Here is a 17,327-nt window from a genome sequence, read left to right on the forward strand (position 1 = left end):
ATTCAAAAGGAGAGCACATGTCTCGTGTCGTAAAAGCCCCAACTGGCAACAAGATGGTTTGTAAAGGCTGGCTGCAAGAAGCCGCATACCGCATGATTCAAAACAATTTGGATCCTTCAATTGCAGAGCATCCGGAAAATCTGGTTGTGTATGGTGGTATCGGTAAAGCTGCTCGTAACTGGGAATGCTTCGATAAAATTCTTGAAGCCTTGAAAGAACTGGAAAACGACGAAACTCTTTTGGTTCAATCTGGTAAACCTATCGGAATTCTAAAAACTCACGAAGATGCACCTCGCGTGCTATTGGCAAACTCCAATCTGGTACCTAAGTGGTCCACATGGGAAGTCTTCAACGAACTGGATAAAAAAGGTTTGATGATGTACGGCCAGATGACGGCGGGTTCTTGGATCTATATCGGAACTCAAGGCATCATCCAAGGTACTTACGAATCTTTCGTTGAAGCCGGTCGTCAGTATTTCAATGGCGATCTTACCGGCCGAGTGATCCTGACAGCTGGCTTGGGCGGCATGGGTGGAGCACAACCTCTGGCAGGTGTGTTCGCGGGAGCTTGTGTGCTTGCCGTAGAGATCGATCCAACTCGTATTCAAAAACGTCTTGAAACAAAATACATCGACGAAGTTGCAACAGACATCGACGATGCGATCGCTCGTATTAAAAAATACACAGCAGCAGGTGCTGCGAAATCAATTGCTCTTCAAGGCAACATGGCGACAGTTATTCATCAACTGATTGACAAAGGCTTCACGCCGGATCTTTTGACGGATCAAACTTCTGCCCATGACCCATTGGTGGGTTATATCCCTGAAGGCTACACAGTTGAAACCGCAAAAACTTTCCGTGAAAAAGATCAAACGGCGTACTTGAAAGCGGCTTATGATTCCATGGCCAAACACGTGCGTGGCATGCTGGCGATGAAAGACAAAGGCGCTGTGACTTTCGATTACGGCAACAACTTGCGCGCTCGTGCTCAAGAAGCGGGTGTTGAAAATGCATTCGATTACCCAGGATTCGTTCCGGCGTTCATCCGTCCACTATTCTGTAAAGGTTCCGGTCCATTCCGTTGGGTGGCGCTGTCTGGTGACCCGGCAGATATCAAAGTGACAGACGATGCGATGAGAAAACTATTCCCGCACAAGAAAGATCTTTTGCGTTGGTTGGATATGGCTGAAGAGCGTATCGCGTTCCAAGGACTTCCGGCACGTATCTGCTGGCTTGAATACGGCGAGCGCGCGAAAGCGGGCGCTATGTTGAACCAGCTTGTGGCTGAAGGAAAAGTAAAAGCACCAATCGTCATCGGTCGTGACCACTTGGATTGTGGATCTGTGGCTTCTCCAAATCGTGAAACAGAAGCGATGAAGGATGGCTCTGATGCAGTCAGTGACTGGGCCCTTCTAAATGCCATGGTGAATACAGCTTGCGGAGCTACTTGGGTCAGTCTTCATCACGGTGGTGGTGTGGGTATGGGCTACAGCCAACATGCAGGACAAGTGATCGTGGCAGACGGCACTGAAAAAGCAGCGAAACGGCTTGAAAGAGTGTTAACTGCCGATCCAGCAATGGGTGTATTTAGACACTTGGATGCAGGATACGAGCTTGCAAAACAAGTCGCGCAAGAGCGCGGCGTGAACAGCTGCTGGTTGTAAAACATAATACTTTTATCTTGTTACTTTACTGGCCGAAGTTAAAAAACTTCGGCCTTTTTTCTCACATTCGTATTGTCTCCGCTTGATAATTTCTCTCTCATATTCAGTCTGCTTAATCTCAGTTAATTCATGTTTGCATTCTTTTGCCATCGGGCAGACCATTAAGTGTTGGTCCTAACCATGGAGGTCAGAAATGCTATCTCACAAATGGATTCTCAGCGTTGTTCTATCATTAGCACCTTTAAGTTTCGCGCACGCACAGGCAAAAAAAGCACCGGATCTAGTTCGAGTCGGAAATTTAAAATTCGCCCACTATGGAGCGATCAGTTACCTTCCGGAGTTCTGCGGAAAATATAATTTGAAAGTGACGGAAAGAGTATTCGCCAAAGGCATCGACATCATGCCGGCAATTATCGCAGGCGAAATTGACGTGGCTGCGAGTGCTGCAGACGCCGCGATTGCTGGAAGATCCGGCGGAGTTCCTATATATGCAGTCGCAGGTTTCGCTGAAGGCGGGGCCCGCATCGTGGTTCGTCCTGAACTTAACATCAAGTCCATCAAGGATTTCAAAGGCAAGAAAGTCGGTGTGGCCCGCGGTGGGGCACAGGAGTTATTGCTTCTGGCAGAGCTTGCGAAAAACAATCTGACCTGGTCTGACAAAAAAGGCAAAGATGTGCAGATCGTCTACATGGCCTTTGCAGATCTAAATCAAGCTCTGCAGGCGAAACAAATCGACGCCATGGCACAGAGTGAACCGCAATCCTCCCAAGCCATCAACAAAGGTTGGGGTGTGGAGCTGATGAAACCCTACGACACACCAATGGGTATGCCGATTCGTACTCTAGTCATGACCGAGAAAATGTATAATGAGAAAAAAGATGTCGCGGAAAGATTCATGAAGTGTTTCGTGGAAGCGACAAAGCTGTTCATGGATAAACCGGAGATTGCAGAGAAGTTCGTGGTGGAAAAAGTCTTTAAAGGACAAATCACTCCCCAAGACTTTAAGGATGCCATCGGGAATTCCCCTTATGCTTATCATTTAACGGTTGAGCACATTCAAATCACTACGGACTTTATGCAAAAGTACGGCGTGGGTCGCATGGACAAAGTTCCGAAGGCGGCTGACTGGGTAAAAATTGATCTTTTGAACGATGCCAAGAAGTCCTTGGGTGTACAGTAAGATAGGAGTTTGAATGGCGAAGGCAAAGATTGATCTGAGTACTCGCATAAAAGGAATTTGGGTGCCACTGCTGGTTGTGGCCGTGTGGGAGGCCGTGGTTCGATTGGGCTGGGTGAATCCTCAGGTTCTGCCAGCGCCGTCGGCGGTAATCGCTCGTTGGTATCAATATCTTATGCCGATGGAGGCCTATGATCCCGCAGGGGAAATGTCAAAAATTGAATGGATCTTTTCCGGTGAGTTGCTTCATGACCTGTGGGCCAGTTTTTACCGCGTGCTTATGGGATGCGTAATTGGGGGAGTCCTGGCTTTACCTTTGGGACTTGTCATGGGGGCCAGTCAAAAAGTTTATGACTATATGAATCCCCTGGTGCAGGTACTGCGACCAATTCCACCGATTGCCTATATTCCGTTGGCCATCTTGTGGTTTGGTTTAGGGAATCCACCGGCGGTATTCTTGATTGCCCTGGGAGCTTTCTTTCCAATTCTGATGAATACCATTGTCGGAGTGCGAGCGGTGGATTCAATTTACATTCGTGCCGCTCGTAATATGGGTGCGGGATCCTTCCTGATGTTCAGAAAAGTAATCGTACCCGCGGCGATGCCCTACATTCTAAGTGGAGTGCGCATCGGTATCGGTACCGGGTTTATCTGTATGATCGTGGCGGAAATGATCGCGGTGAACAGTGGACTGGGCTACCGTATTCTGGAAGCACGTGAGTACTTCTGGTCAGATAAAATTATTGCCGGGATGTTTTCGATTGGTCTTTTGGGGCTTGCGATCGATACGGTCGTGGACAAATTAAACAACCACTTGCTGCGCTGGCATCGAGGTCTTGAGTAATGGCTGAAGTTCAAACACAAATAAAAGTTCAGAACGTTGACAAGATTTTTCACGGTGGCGACGAGGGTAAAGACGTCATAGCACTGAAAGACATCAACCTGGAAATTCCTCGCGGGCAGTTCTTGTGTCTGTTGGGGCCTTCAGGTTGTGGCAAGAGCACTCTTTTAAATGCCATTGCGGGGTTCTCAATGCCCACTAACGGGCAAGTTCTGGTCGAAGAGAAAAAGATCTTTGAACCAGGCCCGGATCGCGGCATGGTCTTTCAGGAGTATGCGCTCTTCCCATGGATGTCGGTCGAAGACAACATCACTTTCGGACTAAGAATCAAGAAAAACGTCCCAGAGGACCAAATCCAAAAAACGCTGAATAGTCTGCTTGAGAAACTAAAACTCACAGAGTTCCGCAAACGTTTTCCAAAGGACTTATCAGGTGGCATGCGCCAGCGTGTGGCCATCGCCCGCGTATTGGCCCTGGATCCGCCGATAATGTTGATGGATGAACCGTTCGGAGCTTTGGATGCGTTAACTCGCAGAAGCTTGCAAGATGAGCTGATCAAGTTATGGCAGGAAACCAAAAAGACCGTGGTGTTTGTAACTCACAGTATGGAAGAAGCGATCTATCTGGCAGACAGAATCGTCGTGATGACTTATCGACCGGGGACGGTAAAGAAAGATTTGATCGTTGATTTACCTCGTCCAAGAAATCCAGCCGCAAACGATTTCAATGCCCTTAAGCGCGAAATCAGCGACATGGTCATGGCCGAACAAAACCGCTTCCAAGACGCGCAACTGCGCGGCTCAACCGGTGACTAAAGGTACGGACTTACTTTCTCCATCTCGGCGTCGCTTTTCTCATTTCCTGGGCAGGCGTTGACTGCGACGCCTGCAAAAATCGATGGGCCGATCGTAAAAGTTTTTAAAGAAAAATATCTTCCAAAGAATCTTGCGAAAATTGAATTGGGTACTACTAGTAACGCTCAGTGGGTCCTAAGATGCTTTACATGATGGCCAAATTCGGATTGAATGCCTCGCCATTTCAAGTAGACGCAGCTCCATGGTCCAAAGAGGAGCTTGAAGTGTCTTGCAGGGAATTGAAGACCTTCCCCCGGGGACCTTGCCCTTCGAAGACAACAAGCGATTTGTGCGCTTTCCGCGTGGTAGAGCTTATACAGCATATGCAGAAATTAATGGCTGCGTACAAGCAAATGCGGTGATGGAATTCTTTGACTGTGGTTTCAATTTCGGGCGAGAAAACTCAATTCAAACCTCCTTCCATGAGGCCTCTCACTATATTGGCGATGAATTAGGACTTGATGAGATGGATAAATGGAGAGAGCTATCGGGTTGGGAAGTTGTGAATCGACCTGACGGTAATGGGGGAACTAACAGCTATTGGGAAACTACCAAGGCACAATGTATGGTTTCAGCCTATGGATTTACCAATCCAACAGAAGACTTCTCCGAAAGTATGGTTGCATATCGTTACAACCCTGGACCTTTAAAAAAGAACTGCCCTGAAAAGTATAAATTTCTAAAAGATTTGGTATTCCGAGGAATCGAATACACCGATCCCAAACTCTGCGAAAACAAAAAGATCGACGGCAGTCTGACTGACTCCCTGAAGTGGCATTTGAAGAAGATTAAGTATCAATTAAATTAAAAAAAAGGGAGCAAGCGCTCCCTTTTTTTCTTTCCATTTTCCATTCTCGATTTTCGTGAGGGCTACTGCCCGCATTGACACTCTTTATACAAACAAGACAATACCTTGCCATGGTTATTAAACTGAAACTGGAAAATCGTGTTGTCATGCATTTCCAAAGAAGCGGTGGAGTCGTCTTTTAACAGTAACTCCATTTTCTTTTCAGCACGAGTCACTTTCCCGGCTGCCAAAAGTTTCTCAACTGTATCACCTTTGCTCAGAGGGATTTCCTCTGGCAGTTCCTGTGCATCCAGTTTATAGAACTTCACGATCTTTTTGTCTTTGGAATTGGTATTGTCGTCACCGATCACATGAATGCGGCGTTTGGCACCATCTGGCAGAACCAGGTGATAGTTCTCGACCAAAACATGTTCAGACTTAATTCCCAGGCTTTTGCGAAGGTACTCGATCAAAGCTTCTGGAGTTCCCACCGCTTGGGCTGCGATTTCAGGCGCACACGCACGCAAGGATTCATTGAAAGTGTCTTTGCCAGAGTCCGCCACGACGGCTGCTGTTCCGGCTTCGCCGTGCAATGTGCTGTCAATGTGAGTGGCTGTGGCCATCGCGCCAGGCGATGGCTGTTGATCAGTCACAGCTCCGTGCAGGATGTCCTGCTTAAGCGGGAATAGAATATGCAGAAAGTAATAATCGGCGGCGCCACCTAGAGCGAACAAAACGACAGCCGCGATAAGCCAGTTTTTTAATTTTATCTCGTTCATAGTTCCTTTAATCCTGTTTCAGATTCGGAACCCAAACATCCCATGATTGGCAGCTTCTTGCACGCTGCGAAGGTCCACGGAGCTGGCCCCAACGGTATTGGGCTTCATCCATAGGGTTGTTTGAGATGAGTCCTGCAAACAAACGACGTTTGAACTCAGCCAGATCAATATATTGTCCTGAAAGGTACTCGGTCGTGCACACTGAAGTTCCATCAACCCCGGTTGCCGCCATTTTTCGCGTTTCGCTGGCCATGGTTTCTTCGATGAACGGGAAGATCTTGTTTAGGCGCACGCGCATATCCAAGCTCAATTCAGCCGCATTATTGGCGACTACCAAATCGCGATAAGTTTTTCGCAAAGTCACGTAGTCATCAAAAATACGCTGATCGCGAGAAGGTGTCGAATAAGTGTCATAGTCTGCATACTTCATGCATTTTTTGGTTGAGCGCAAGGCATTCAAGCCATCATTCACCGCGCTCACGCGGCCTTGAACACCTTGGCAAGTCACTTTCATCAAGCGCGCCATCAACTGTTCATCAGTTTCACGACGAAGTGCCAAACGTCCTTGCGAATACTTCACCCAACGTTTCAGTGGAACTTTGTATTGCTCTTCGCTGTAGCCAGGAACTTTCCACGCGGGTTGGCCGATGTACTCTGCCGGTTTCCAGTAACGGAATCCCGCATTGCCAGCAGCTGTTTGATCTCCTTCAAAGACCCATTCAGGATTTGGCCAGGATTGGCGCTCTTGCAGCATGGCACTTGAAGTTGCTCCAATGGTGGAGTTGTAAACCAGGTGAGGCACACCGATTGGCAACATCTCTTTAATTGTCCAGGAGTGATGATTTACCGCAGTTGTCAGAATCAAAGACCCCGCACGCACAGAGTTGCGCGAGATCGCGATCGGATACGTGTCATTCGGAAGCGACTTGGTGCTGGTCATGTTATAGATGTACACCAAAAAGTTTTTGATTCGGGCTTGTTCGGTCTGGCGATCCCAACGCGCCATTTTGTTGGAGATCGTGCGACCTGATGCTGTTGGATCCTGAATGACGAACGGTAATTTATTTTCATACGCGAAAATAAGTCGCATGGAATAAACAGTGTCAGCACAATCGGTGCGCAGTCCGTAGTAGGGATTGCTTTGCCCATTTGGCAGGCGTTTGCGGGCAAAGAAATCAACTTGCCAGTTATTTTCGACCCATTCAGAAAAGCGATCTTCCCAAGTTGGAGACCACTCATTGACTTCCGTCCACACCGCAGCGCGGGCAAAATTAAAGGAAACGAGCACACTAAGAAGCAAAATCAGGCGTTGCATAAACTCTCCGTACATTACCGTACGAAAACGTATATTGCGTATTTTTAAGTTTCAAACAAAATGCCCCGCGGCCAAAGTTTGCTTTGTGTCATAAAGCTCGGGCGAGTGCGTATTGAAATTCAGAGGGCAAATTATAAAATACTGGTATCGGTCGAGACCTTAAAAGCTTGGCCCTTCTGGAGGCGTTATGAAAAGCATGAAGTGGGTTGTGGGTCTTGTGTTCCTGGCGGGGGCGGCGCAAGCGGCAACTCGAGAGGTGCCCGTGTACAGCGGCCGCAGTTTGCGTGCACAAGTTGATACCTATGCGGAGCTTTTGCAGAAAGAAATGCAAGTGGCAAAGAACAACAAAGAGCGTTTTCGTGCTATTCGCCGTGTCACTGACGAAATTAAAGTCGTTCGTGAAAATAATATGCCCCAGTCCCAGGCTGATGAAGCCTACATGGACTTAATGATGGCCGTTTTCGAGTCGGTTCCTTCAGAGAAAAATTTCAAAAAAGGTGACTGTTCTCGCTATGAAAACGATATGTTAAATCAGTACGAGCCCACGGCGGATATAGAGCCAGTAGAGCCCGCTGTGAAGCCGGCTTGGGTGGCCCTCACGACACTCTGTAGATAATGCCCTTGTGATTTTGGCTCAAATACCTTATCTCCTTGTGTGAGTTTTAATAATCAAACCTCACAAGGGGATTCAGAGTGAAAAAGTTTGTAGTCATGATCGTATTGATGGTGTCTTCTTCCGCATTTGCTAAAATCAGCACACCTGAATTCGTTGATAAATTGGTAGACACAGTCAATTCCCAATTGATCGTGATTAATAAAGAACGTGCAGGAAAGGGCAAGAAACTTTACTGCTCACAGTTGAATGAAGATCAGGTATTCCTGATTGCAAAATACTTCCGCAGTAAAGATAAGAACGCATGGTTAACTCTTGATTCGGTTTCTGCTGACCGCTTTGTGGACCTTGCTGGCTCCAATCTTTCTTGCTACCCAAAACCCTGCCCGAACTACGCTGATCTTGTTAACGGTATCTGCAACATGAAGTCCTACAAAATGGATCGTGATCTTTTGGATTCCGCTCTTGAGACAATCAAAGGCGGCAAATTCACTATCAATGAAACTATGGCGGACATCGCTCGCTAAAAGGTACGGACTGACTTTATCCATAAAAATGTGGTTATGAAAAAGGCTCCTCTCGGGAGCCTTTTTTTATGGGAAACGTGAGTGAAAACAATTGTGGACACCTGGTCTTTTCACGCCCTAAAGATGCCAAAAATGGAGACCCGAAAACTAGTTATCCACTGTTGGTGGGCTCATTAGAGCGTAAAACTCACCTGGAACCGGAAATCCCCGGGTATGGCGATTGCTACTAGTTTCGCGAATTCTAATCAAACAGATGGAGATTTTATGAAAGCGGTTATCTTGGCATTGGCGATTTTTGGAGCTTCGATGGTATCGCACGCGGGCGAAGTGGTTACTTGTAAATTCAACGGCAGCACGATCAAAGCTAGCGTGGATGATGCGGGTGCTGTTACCTACAAGATCGGTCGAAGCGCGGTAAAGAAAGGTCTTCGTGTGGTTGGTCCTGAAGTTTACAATAAATTTGAATTGAAGGAAATGATTGAAATGAACGGTATCAACTATGCCGAACTTGCGGATTATAAAGAAATTATTCTTGAAAAAACTGTCGAGACGACTTCTCTTGTTATCTTGAAAATGACGGATGCAAGTGAGCAAACTTATCTTCGTGGCGGCGGAATGCTGGCTCGTTGCGAATAGATTTTTAAAAGGGTTCCTCCAGGGAACCCTTTTTTTGTCCCGTATCTACCGCTCAAAAGTCTACTGAACCATTGTGCAGTCTCGGAGCAGCCCCTTAAGTCCTTATGGCCGATTTATTCTACGCCTTTAATCCAAACCCTGTGTTTTCCCTCTGAACCTTGTTCCTCTACCGTGTCGGTGAAAGGATAAAGGCAACGGAGGTACACCATGGATTTTGGAGCAATTCTTACGACGCTTCTTTCTGGTTTGGCCGGCGGTAATATCGCTGGCTCTTTATTGAAAAAATTGAACCTCGGACCCGCAGGGAATTCCATCGCCGGAATTGTGGGAGGTTTTCTTGGGGGACCTGCGATCACAGGTATGGTGAACCCCATGACTCAAGGGGGAGCGATCTTCAGTAACATCGCGGGCTCAGGTATTGGGGGAGCCGTCGTTATGATTCTTGCGGGGCTTGTGAAGAACTGGTGGGATAAACGCCAGGCACAGACTCGATCCACCAGCTTTAGAAAGGATGAGGATATTTCTCAATCCTATACGAAAACGCCGCCGCCTCCTAAATCAAGAGATTATCACGAGGGGCCACGTCCTTAAAAAACAAAGGGAGCCACGTTGGCTCCCTTTACATTCGACGGAATTGGTTGGTTAAACTAGTAGCCAAGTATGTCGACGTAAGTGATGCCTTTGGCAACGCTCGAGGAAACTTTCGCGCGTTGTCCTTTGATCACAATGCGGCCATCAAGAAACAACTGTTTGAATGTTGTACGAGTGATGTTGAACAGGTTCAGATTTTCTTTTTGATTGCGAAGAGCATTCAACAAAACCACATCCAGGCGCTTCGCTGAACGATGAAGTTCGATCGTCACGCGGAATGATTTTGGGGGTTGTGGTGGAACGTGATTAACGCCTGCGTATTCTTCCATGGGCTCTCCAGATTGAAATAAGGCTGGAAGATGCCATATCTGAAGGTGATTTGTCCACGAACTTGGCCAAAGGCCCCTCCCTTGGGGGAGAGACCTTGGAAAAAGGTAAAATCTAGCGATAAATCAAGCGGTCAGAGCAAACGAAGGCCAACTTCATTTTTTGAATACCAGTTCGCTATTCACGCCATAGGCTTCACTGTAGGCTTGACCATCAAAAGTGGTGAATCTTTCCTCGATCCCCAAGCCTTCGGCTTCCACCGTATAAGGCATTGTGGGACCTCCCATGTGGTTGACGCGGATTTCATTGCCATTGGCAGCGAGGAGCGGCTTAATTGAATCTGGTGATATATTGGCAGCGCTGGCAAAGATTTTCGACCAGCTTATTGTCCTTAAAACCCTTTAAAATAGCCTTTGAGCGGTCCGATCCCAGAATATCCAGAACCGGGGAGTCCTTAACATTACCCAAAGGGATCTTGCCCTCTTTATCTAAGCAGCAGGGAACCACGGTGCCGTCTGCGAGCACGCCAAAGTGGCTGGAGAGGCCATAGCAGGTCCCCTTGGCACCCAAAATAGGCAGATCCACCGAAGGCCACGTGAACTCGGTATCAAAGTGCAAATACAGGCGATTCTGAATGCGCACGCTTTTGTTTCGGCGCACGTCGATGGCTTCGTTAAAGTTAAAACCAAATTCAGTGCACACACGATCCAGCATGGATCTGTTGTGGGCCCCTGTCCCCATGGGATCGTCCAAATTCCACAGACGGTAGTTGATATACAAATCAGGACGCTCTTCCAAGGCGCGACGGGTGTAGCGGAAGATTTTGTTTAGATAGATCGTCGGATCCTTATCGCCGTAGTTGTCGTGAAAGCTGTGCAGGGAAAAGTTCACCTGACGCAGTATCGGATTTAAAAGCAATTCCTCGCGCACTTCATTCATCAACACGCCATTGGTAACCAGGAATACCGGAACCTGGTGGGTCGCACAGATTTCAATGAACTGAGCAAGCTTGGGATGCACCAACGGATCGCCCATCAAATGCAGGGTCACCTGATCGGTCAGCGGAGCCACTTGGGAGACCACGCTCTCGAAAGTCTCCAGGGTCATCATTTTCTTTTCGCGCTCCACAGGCGGACAAAAGCTACACTGCAAATTGCAGACGTTGCTGATCTCGATATTCACCTTGTGAAAGCGTTTGGTGGGTTTGATAGATTGAGCCCTTTTTTAAGTTTGAAAACCAATACCCAAGGAAGCCCGTTTTATCAACTCGCAAAGGGCATCCCCCGGCGCGGGACCTGCATTTTAGGAAAACTTATAAATTAGGAGAGCTATATGCGTTTTGGAGCAGCGCCGAAAAAGGTCTAGTCGTAAGAGTCCATTGTTTTAAGCAATGGTGAGTTGTCGCCGGCAGGGTAGAGGCGGTCCTTGCCGATGCGTTGGGCGGCGTCGTCGATGTCGCGAAGTAAAAGCATCTGTCTTCTTTGCAGGGCTTCGATTTGTTTATCTGACAGGTTGTCGCCCACAACTTTACGCCAATCTTCGGCCGTTGTTTTGCGCAGTTTTTCCACGACCTGCTGCTGCGGCATGAAAGCATTAATATTCATCTGCAACTCTGAAGCATCATCTTTGAGGTCTTTGAGCTCCTGCTTGAGTGCGGCCTCACGTCCTTTGCCCTGGGAAATTCTGGCGGTAATCGCGGACTGCTTTTTTAGATTTTTTTCCAATCGATCCACGCGATTGTTGAAGTGCGCGAGGGGTTCCGTGGATTTCCCGGTGTCAAAGGCAAGGCCGTGATCGATCGCTACGACTTTACCATCTGATTTTTGCAGATAATTTCTGCCGTGGCGGTCGCCATTCGCAATCAGATAGTCCAGGAAACCCAGCTCTGCGGGGTCCCCCTCATAGTCTTCAGTGTCCTTAAGTTTCTTCAGTTCTTTCACGCGATATTGTACAGTGCCTTCACGGCCATTAAGCTCTTTTTTTACTGTGACAGGTACAGATTTCAATCCCAGATATTTATCAACTTGATAGGCTGCGACTTCGTTGTTTGCGGTATTCGCAACCCATGAATTATCAGTCGCTTTCCATACGCCTTCCATGCCGTTGTCGTATTTAACGAATTGCGCTCCAAACGCGCCTTCACCTACGGGTTTTCTGGAAATGATGATGCCTTCGGTTAATTGTTTCTCCATTGGAGAAATGTTTTTCGAAGTTTGAATTGGAGTTTTGCTTGAAGTGGCGGATGCCACCGATTTCCAGTCGTTGTCGGCGGCATCAAGCAGTGCTTTTCTTTTTTCATCGGCAACCATTGTTTTGATATGAGAGGACAGCTCATTCACCAAACTCTGTGGCATCGCTCCTAAAGCCAGAAGTGAGGCGGACAGCAGACAGTTATCCTTTTCCGCTTGTTCGGCGCTGGGGGCACTAACGCAGGCATTGGCGGACTTCAGCGTGGACAGCTTTTCACTAAAGCAGGCTTGATGTGTTACTGCCGCCATGCTGGCGAAGTCGGCGCCCACAGCAGTAGTTCTTAGAATCTTCATTCCGTTTAAGGAAACCATTCCTGTGGTTCGTGCCAAGGTGGAGGTTTCAACTGCACGGGCCGTGGCGGCGCCCACTTTTCCTAATATGGCAGCGCCTCCGCCCATAAGGAGTGAACCCACCATCACACTGTTATTCAGGTTGTCGGCACCTTCGCCATACCGGGCATTTGCAAAGCAGGCGACTTCTTCCAGTGTGGGATTGGATTTTAAAATTGCGGCACTTAACGCCGGATCGGAAAGGAGTTCGTTGCGGGCAGCGCGGTCCAAACCATCAGCACCTTGTTCTTTCAAGGTTTTTTGAAGCAGATCGCGATTTGAATCAAGAGTCTGCTGAGTTGAAGAATAAGCATTTTTCAGTTCGCTTTGCAGTTGTGAAAGCGGTTCTTCATCCTTGGCGCTGGCATAGTCCTCAATGACTTTTTTCAGGCTTGGTGAGCCGGATAGGGGAATCGAGCTTAAGATAGCCTGATAAGACTGACGATAGCCGATCCATTCTTTGCAGGCTTTATAGCTGGCACCTTTGGTCGTTCCTTTGGGATATTGGCCTTCCAGGGCTTCAAAGCTTTGTGGGCATACGGGAGTGGAAAGCGTCGGATCGTTGATGATCTTTTTCCCAAGCTCCTGGGCTTTTTGTCTGGCAAATCTTGCCATGGTCATTTTTGATTTCAAGTCACTGGAAGGAAAATTATTTTCAATTTCTTTCGCAGCGGACTTTGCAAAGTCACTTGCACACTGCAGTTCGCGTCCTTGTTGTTCAGCCAACAGTTTGAAATAGCGGTCTTCCTGGTTTTCTGAAATACTTTGACTGATTTTTCCCAGTTCTTGCGAAGACTTTTTTAAGTTCTCACTTGCAGGCTCACAGGCAGAGTTTATTTTACTTGTTGTGATGGGGGCGCACTTTTTGCCGGTCAGTTTGTAGGCCTGTTCAGAAAGGGCTTCCAAAGGGCCCGCGTGCACAGGTCCTGAAAATAGTAAAATCAGACAAAATAAGAATGAAAAAGAGTTCCGCATCCAAGGGAACTCTTCGGAAATTTTCGATGTTTAGATGAGCTAAGAAGGTGTCTTATTTTGATTCAAGGGAGTTGTGATAACTCATATTTCCCTCGGATTTTTCCAAGTTTCTAGTGTAAACGGTTCCAAATGGCGTCCGGTACTTTTGCGTTTGCTTGAAATCCCAGGAGCAGTGTAATTGCCGCAATCAATCTCATGGTTACCACCTCAGCCTATTTCCTCAAAGGCCGTCATGTTTGTAATCAGATTTAGTGATGTAGTTTTGCAAAAGGGGAAAACAAAAAAAAGCCCCCGGTTGTCCGAGGGCTTGTGAATTCTTATTGTTGGGCGAAACTATTGAACGGCCGGTCGACTGCTGCCTTTGTTGCTGTTGTTTTGTGTCGGTGCACTGTCGGATTCTGATTCCGATTCATTGCGGAATTCTTTGCAGTAGCGGTCATTGAATTCGCTCATGACATCTTTCATGTTCGTGATCAGATCAGAAGCGTCTTCCACGGATGCTTCCAGATCCATGATAACGTCCTTTTTAATCACTCCACCTTGTTTGTAGATCAGCGTAGCTGTAAGTTGCTGGGTCGTTTTCTTGCCATTCCCCAAGTATGCAGCTTTTGCTCTTTCCAATAGTTCGTCTGTTGACAGTCCTTCTGCTTTTCCCTTTTCAACAGCCGCAGCGATTTCTTCAGGAGTGCCTTGTGTTCGGCGAGTAGTTTCCTTGGATGAGATGCTGTATTTAGCGATACATTTTTGCGGAAAATCTTCAGCCGAAACTGTTTGGTTCACGGCTTGGAACGTTTTCTTTCTTAGGGTCTCAGCATCAAGTTTCGCAAGAGGAGATTTCGCTTTCTTTGTGTCAGATTTCCTTTTTACGATGATTGTGTCAGACTTCTTTTTTACAGTGACCGGTCCCTTTTCAAGCGCAGAATCTAAAACATCTGCAGCAATTTCTTCTGAAGTAGAATCGGGTTGAATGACTTCGCCATCACAGACCGCGACACCCTTGCTAATCGAAAGACTTGCGCCGTCTTTACAGGTATATTTTTTTCCATTAATAACGGCTACGTTTTCTGCGGATGCGATTGAAAATGCCAGCGTTGAAGCTGCAATTAAAGCGATCTTTAGTTTCATACAGTCCCTCTTTTAACCAATGTTAACAATAAGGGGTACGGGTATAAAGTTTGTCGAATGAAACTGGACTTGTTTGGTTGTTTTGCCGGTATCTTAAAGTAAAAAAGCCCCCGGGGTTTCCGAGGGCTTCGTATAGACTTCACATTTTTGAAAGCAATTACATCTGACGAGCGCGTTTTTCAACCGCAAGGGCTGCTTCACGCACAACCTCAGACAAAGTCGGGTGGGCGTGGAAGGATCTAGCCAGATCCTCGCTGCTGCCGCCGAACTCCATACAAACGATTACTTCGTGGATCAGCTCAGAAACACTTGGTCCCACCATGTGGGCGCCCAGGATTTTGTCTGTCTTCTTATCCGCGATGATTTTCACGAAACCTTCTGTGAAGCCCTTCGCACGAGCACGACCATTGGCCATGAACGGGAATTTGCCCACATTAATTTCGATGCCTTTTTCTTTGCATTGCTCTTCCGTCAATCCAACTGTTGCCACTTCAGGGTGAGTGTAAATCACGCCCGGAACTGTGTTGTAGTTTACGTGACCTGCGCCACCAGCCAGCATTTCTGCAACCGCAACACCTTCTTCTTCCGCTTTGTGAGCAAGCATTGGGCCCGCGATAACGTCACCGATCGCATAGATGCCCGGAACTGTTGTTTGGTAGTGGTTGTCCACGGTGATGCGACCTTGTGGATCTTTTTGGATGCCAGCGTCTTCAAGTCCCAAGCCTGTTGTGAATGGTTTGCGACCTGTCGCCACAAGCACCACTTCAGCTTTTGCCGTCGTCGCTTTGCCGTCTGTCAAAGATTCATAAGTCACTTCAACGCCGTCACCAACAACGTTGGAGCCAGTTACTTTAGTGGAAAGAAGGAACTTCATGCCTTCTTTTTCCAAGTTGCGTTTAAGAACAGTCATGCAGTCTTGATCAGTAGGGCCACCCAGACGGTTGGTGTACTCGATCACTGTCACTTCAGCACCCAGACGTTGCCATACAGAACCCAGTTCAAGACCGATCACACCGCCACCAACAACGATCATTGTTTTTGGCACTTTAGGAATGACCAGGGCACCAGTATTGGAAACGATTCTTTTTTCGTCGTATTTCAAGAAGGGCAATTCAACCGGTACAGAGCCGGAAGCGATCAAGATGGCTTTTGTCGTCAACACTTGTGTGTTGCCGTCGTCACCTTTCACTTCGACTTTGCCTGCTCCCAGGATTTTACCAAAACCATTAAAGCCTGTGATTTTGTTCTTCTTGAATAGGAAGCTGATGCCATCAGTGTTGGCTTTAACTACTTTGTCTTTGCGACCCAGCATCGTTTCAAGATCAAGCTCCACCTTTGGAACTTTGATACCGTGAGCAGCGAAATCATGTTGAGCTGCTTGGTAGTGCTCGGAACTTTCAAGAAGAGCTTTGGAAGGAATGCAACCTACATTCAAGCAAGTGCCGCCATAAGTTTTGTCTTTTTCAACAACCGCAGTTTTAAGCCCCAGTTGAGCCGCACGAATTGCGCCCACATATCCCCCGGGACCAGAACCGATAACAATAAGATCAAATTGATTGTCTGCCATAAATGTAAATTCCTTTGATGAACACAGTGCACAGGTACGGACTTACCTCTGCAAGTAAGTCCGTACCATTTATACCTATATTAGCACTGGTGGTCACTTAGAATTCATGACACGCGTCATGATGTATTGTGAAAAAACAACCAAATTACAGATACTTAGGGGCTTCTTCGGGCATTGGATCTTATACCATAGTCTTAAGCAAACCACCGTCGACTCTCATTGCGGAGCCGGTGATGGCTGAGGCTTCGTCAGATGCTAGGAAAGCCACTGCATTGCCGATCTCTTCCGTACGGATAAACCTTTGAATGATCGAAGTCGGGCGAGCTGTTTTAAAGAACCCCTCTTCCACCTGTTTTTCGGTCAGTCCATCTTTTTCAGCCAGTTGTTTCAGGAATGTCCCCACACCTTCGGATTTTGTCGGGCCGACCAAAACAGAGTTCACAGTAACATTCGTGCGCGTCGCCACTTCGGCCATGCCGCGGGCCAGGGCCACTTGCGCTGTCTTTGAAACTCCGTAGTGAATCATTTCAGTCGGGATTTGCATCGCGGATTCGCTGGAGATGAAAATCACGCGGCCTGTGTTTTTCTTAAGCATGCGTGGGAAGTAGTGACGGGACAGGCGTGCGCCTGACATGAAATTTCCATTCCACATTTTTTCCCAGTCCGCATCCGTGATGTCGGCGAACTCTTTCGGTTCAAAGATACCAAAATTATTTACCAGGACGTCCACTTCCGGAAAATTCTCAATCAATTTTGATGTGCCGGCAGTAGTGGTAAGATCTGCGGCGACGCCGTGAAGGGAGGCTTTGTTTGCGCCGGTTTTAATCAGTTCGTTGATGGCGCTATTGACACGTTCTTCGGAGCGTCCATTGATGATCACATTGAAACCTTTTTTGGAAAGGCATTGTGCAATTGCGAATCCGATTCCCGCTGTGGAGCCAGTGACTAATGCTAATTTGTTGCTCATGCT

At 47.4% G+C, this 17,327-nt stretch carries 17 protein-coding genes; 9 read left to right on the forward strand and 8 right to left on the reverse strand.

Annotation, left to right across the window (positions count from 1 at the left end):
- Positions 1–17 precede the first annotated feature (17 nt).
- The 5 genes from hutU to ACLVWR_RS11545 all read left to right on the forward strand — a co-directional run bounded on the left by hutU (position 18) and on the right by ACLVWR_RS11545 (position 5,344).
- Positions 18–1,664, forward strand: a complete 1,647-nt coding sequence (gene hutU, locus ACLVWR_RS11525; protein WP_413580799.1) for a urocanate hydratase — start codon at positions 18–20, stop codon at positions 1,662–1,664.
- A gap of 193 nt (positions 1,665–1,857) precedes the next feature.
- The gene (locus ACLVWR_RS11530) at positions 1,858–2,844 is read left to right on the forward strand and encodes an ABC transporter substrate-binding protein (protein ID WP_413580800.1); all 987 of its coding nucleotides are present in this window, start codon (positions 1,858–1,860) and stop codon (positions 2,842–2,844) included.
- Positions 2,845–2,857: 13 nt separating this feature from the next.
- The gene (locus ACLVWR_RS11535) at positions 2,858–3,685 is read left to right on the forward strand and encodes an ABC transporter permease (RefSeq protein ID WP_413580801.1); all 828 of its coding nucleotides are present in this window, start codon (positions 2,858–2,860) and stop codon (positions 3,683–3,685) included.
- Entirely contained in the window at positions 3,685–4,497 is an 813-nt protein-coding gene (locus tag ACLVWR_RS11540; protein ID WP_413580802.1) for an ABC transporter ATP-binding protein, read from the forward strand. The genes ACLVWR_RS11535 and ACLVWR_RS11540 overlap by 1 nt, the downstream gene beginning before the upstream one ends.
- Before the next feature lie 268 nt (positions 4,498–4,765).
- Positions 4,766–5,344, forward strand: a complete 579-nt coding sequence (locus ACLVWR_RS11545) for a hypothetical protein (protein ID WP_413580803.1) — start codon at positions 4,766–4,768, stop codon at positions 5,342–5,344.
- Positions 5,345–5,406: 62 nt separating this feature from the next.
- Here the strand turns inward: ACLVWR_RS11545 and ACLVWR_RS11550 are convergent, their stop codons facing one another.
- Positions 5,407–6,102 (reverse strand): hypothetical protein, encoded by a 696-nt coding sequence (locus ACLVWR_RS11550; RefSeq protein ID WP_413580804.1) that lies wholly within the window; start codon positions 6,100–6,102, stop codon positions 5,407–5,409.
- Positions 6,103–6,109: 7 nt separating this feature from the next.
- On the reverse strand, positions 6,110–7,417 hold the full coding sequence (locus ACLVWR_RS11555; protein WP_413580805.1) for a hypothetical protein: 1,308 nt from the start codon (positions 7,415–7,417) through the stop codon (positions 6,110–6,112).
- A gap of 187 nt (positions 7,418–7,604) precedes the next feature.
- On the opposite strand from ACLVWR_RS11555, the gene ACLVWR_RS11560 reads away from it, so the two are divergent.
- From ACLVWR_RS11560 to ACLVWR_RS11575, 4 genes are all read left to right on the forward strand, one after another.
- Positions 7,605–8,033, forward strand: coding sequence for a hypothetical protein (locus ACLVWR_RS11560; RefSeq protein ID WP_413580807.1), 429 nt, complete (start codon positions 7,605–7,607; stop codon positions 8,031–8,033).
- 77 nt (positions 8,034–8,110) lie between these two features.
- Entirely contained in the window at positions 8,111–8,557 is a 447-nt protein-coding gene (locus ACLVWR_RS11565) for a hypothetical protein (protein ID WP_413580808.1), read from the forward strand.
- Between the two features lie 264 nt (positions 8,558–8,821).
- The gene (locus ACLVWR_RS11570) at positions 8,822–9,193 is read left to right on the forward strand and encodes a hypothetical protein (protein ID WP_413580809.1); all 372 of its coding nucleotides are present in this window, start codon (positions 8,822–8,824) and stop codon (positions 9,191–9,193) included.
- A gap of 207 nt (positions 9,194–9,400) precedes the next feature.
- Entirely contained in the window at positions 9,401–9,784 is a 384-nt protein-coding gene (locus tag ACLVWR_RS11575; protein ID WP_413580810.1) for a GlsB/YeaQ/YmgE family stress response membrane protein, read from the forward strand.
- Positions 9,785–9,840: 56 nt separating this feature from the next.
- Here ACLVWR_RS11575 and ACLVWR_RS11580 read toward each other — a convergent pair whose 3' ends face one another.
- From ACLVWR_RS11580 to ACLVWR_RS11605, 6 genes are all read right to left on the reverse strand, one after another.
- Complete coding sequence (locus tag ACLVWR_RS11580; RefSeq protein WP_340599303.1) at positions 9,841–10,113, reverse strand: hypothetical protein; 273 nt, start codon at positions 10,111–10,113, stop codon at positions 9,841–9,843.
- A gap of 328 nt (positions 10,114–10,441) precedes the next feature.
- The gene (locus ACLVWR_RS11585) at positions 10,442–11,293 is read right to left on the reverse strand and encodes a radical SAM/SPASM domain-containing protein (protein ID WP_413580811.1); all 852 of its coding nucleotides are present in this window, start codon (positions 11,291–11,293) and stop codon (positions 10,442–10,444) included.
- 179 nt (positions 11,294–11,472) lie between these two features.
- Positions 11,473–13,665: a hypothetical protein gene (locus ACLVWR_RS11590; RefSeq protein ID WP_413580812.1), complete on the reverse strand. Its 2,193-nt coding sequence runs from the start codon at positions 13,663–13,665 to the stop codon at positions 11,473–11,475.
- Positions 13,666–13,998: 333 nt separating this feature from the next.
- Complete coding sequence (locus ACLVWR_RS11595) at positions 13,999–14,790, reverse strand: hypothetical protein (RefSeq protein ID WP_413580813.1); 792 nt, start codon at positions 14,788–14,790, stop codon at positions 13,999–14,001.
- Between the two features lie 157 nt (positions 14,791–14,947).
- A complete protein-coding gene (lpdA, locus tag ACLVWR_RS11600) occupies positions 14,948–16,357 on the reverse strand; it encodes a dihydrolipoyl dehydrogenase (protein WP_413580814.1) in 1,410 nt (469 codons plus the stop codon).
- 181 nt (positions 16,358–16,538) lie between these two features.
- Entirely contained in the window at positions 16,539–17,324 is a 786-nt protein-coding gene (locus ACLVWR_RS11605; RefSeq protein WP_413580815.1) for an SDR family NAD(P)-dependent oxidoreductase, read from the reverse strand.
- Positions 17,325–17,327 lie beyond the last annotated feature (3 nt).

Origin of the sequence: Bdellovibrio sp. HCB288, from assembly GCF_047305935.1 — a bacterium.
Classification (GTDB): Bacteria; Bdellovibrionota; Bdellovibrionia; order Bdellovibrionales; family Bdellovibrionaceae; genus Bdellovibrio.

Bases quoted from the DNA above. Each gene is read 5' to 3' on its own strand.
- ACLVWR_RS11540 (WP_413580802.1), top strand. From the start codon at position 3,685: ATGGCTGAAGTTCAAACACAAATAAAAGTTCAGAACGTTGACAAGATT.
- ACLVWR_RS11595 (WP_413580813.1), bottom strand. From the start codon at position 14,790: ATGAAACTAAAGATCGCTTTAATTGCAGCTTCAACGCTGGCATTTTCA.
- ACLVWR_RS11530 (WP_413580800.1), top strand. From the start codon at position 1,858: ATGCTATCTCACAAATGGATTCTCAGCGTTGTTCTATCATTAGCACCT.
- ACLVWR_RS11590 (WP_413580812.1), bottom strand. From the start codon at position 13,665: ATGCGGAACTCTTTTTCATTCTTATTTTGTCTGATTTTACTATTTTCA.
- ACLVWR_RS11560 (WP_413580807.1), top strand. From the start codon at position 7,605: ATGAAAAGCATGAAGTGGGTTGTGGGTCTTGTGTTCCTGGCGGGGGCG.
- ACLVWR_RS11535 (WP_413580801.1), top strand. From the start codon at position 2,858: ATGGCGAAGGCAAAGATTGATCTGAGTACTCGCATAAAAGGAATTTGG.
- ACLVWR_RS11555 (WP_413580805.1), bottom strand. From the start codon at position 7,417: ATGCAACGCCTGATTTTGCTTCTTAGTGTGCTCGTTTCCTTTAATTTT.
- ACLVWR_RS11570 (WP_413580809.1), top strand. From the start codon at position 8,822: ATGAAAGCGGTTATCTTGGCATTGGCGATTTTTGGAGCTTCGATGGTA.
- hutU (WP_413580799.1), top strand. From the start codon at position 18: ATGTCTCGTGTCGTAAAAGCCCCAACTGGCAACAAGATGGTTTGTAAA.
- ACLVWR_RS11550 (WP_413580804.1), bottom strand. From the start codon at position 6,102: ATGAACGAGATAAAATTAAAAAACTGGCTTATCGCGGCTGTCGTTTTG.
- ACLVWR_RS11605 (WP_413580815.1), bottom strand. From the start codon at position 17,324: ATGAGCAACAAATTAGCATTAGTCACTGGCTCCACAGCGGGAATCGGA.
- lpdA (WP_413580814.1), bottom strand. From the start codon at position 16,357: ATGGCAGACAATCAATTTGATCTTATTGTTATCGGTTCTGGTCCCGGG.
- ACLVWR_RS11580 (WP_340599303.1), bottom strand. From the start codon at position 10,113: ATGGAAGAATACGCAGGCGTTAATCACGTTCCACCACAACCCCCAAAA.
- ACLVWR_RS11575 (WP_413580810.1), top strand. From the start codon at position 9,401: ATGGATTTTGGAGCAATTCTTACGACGCTTCTTTCTGGTTTGGCCGGC.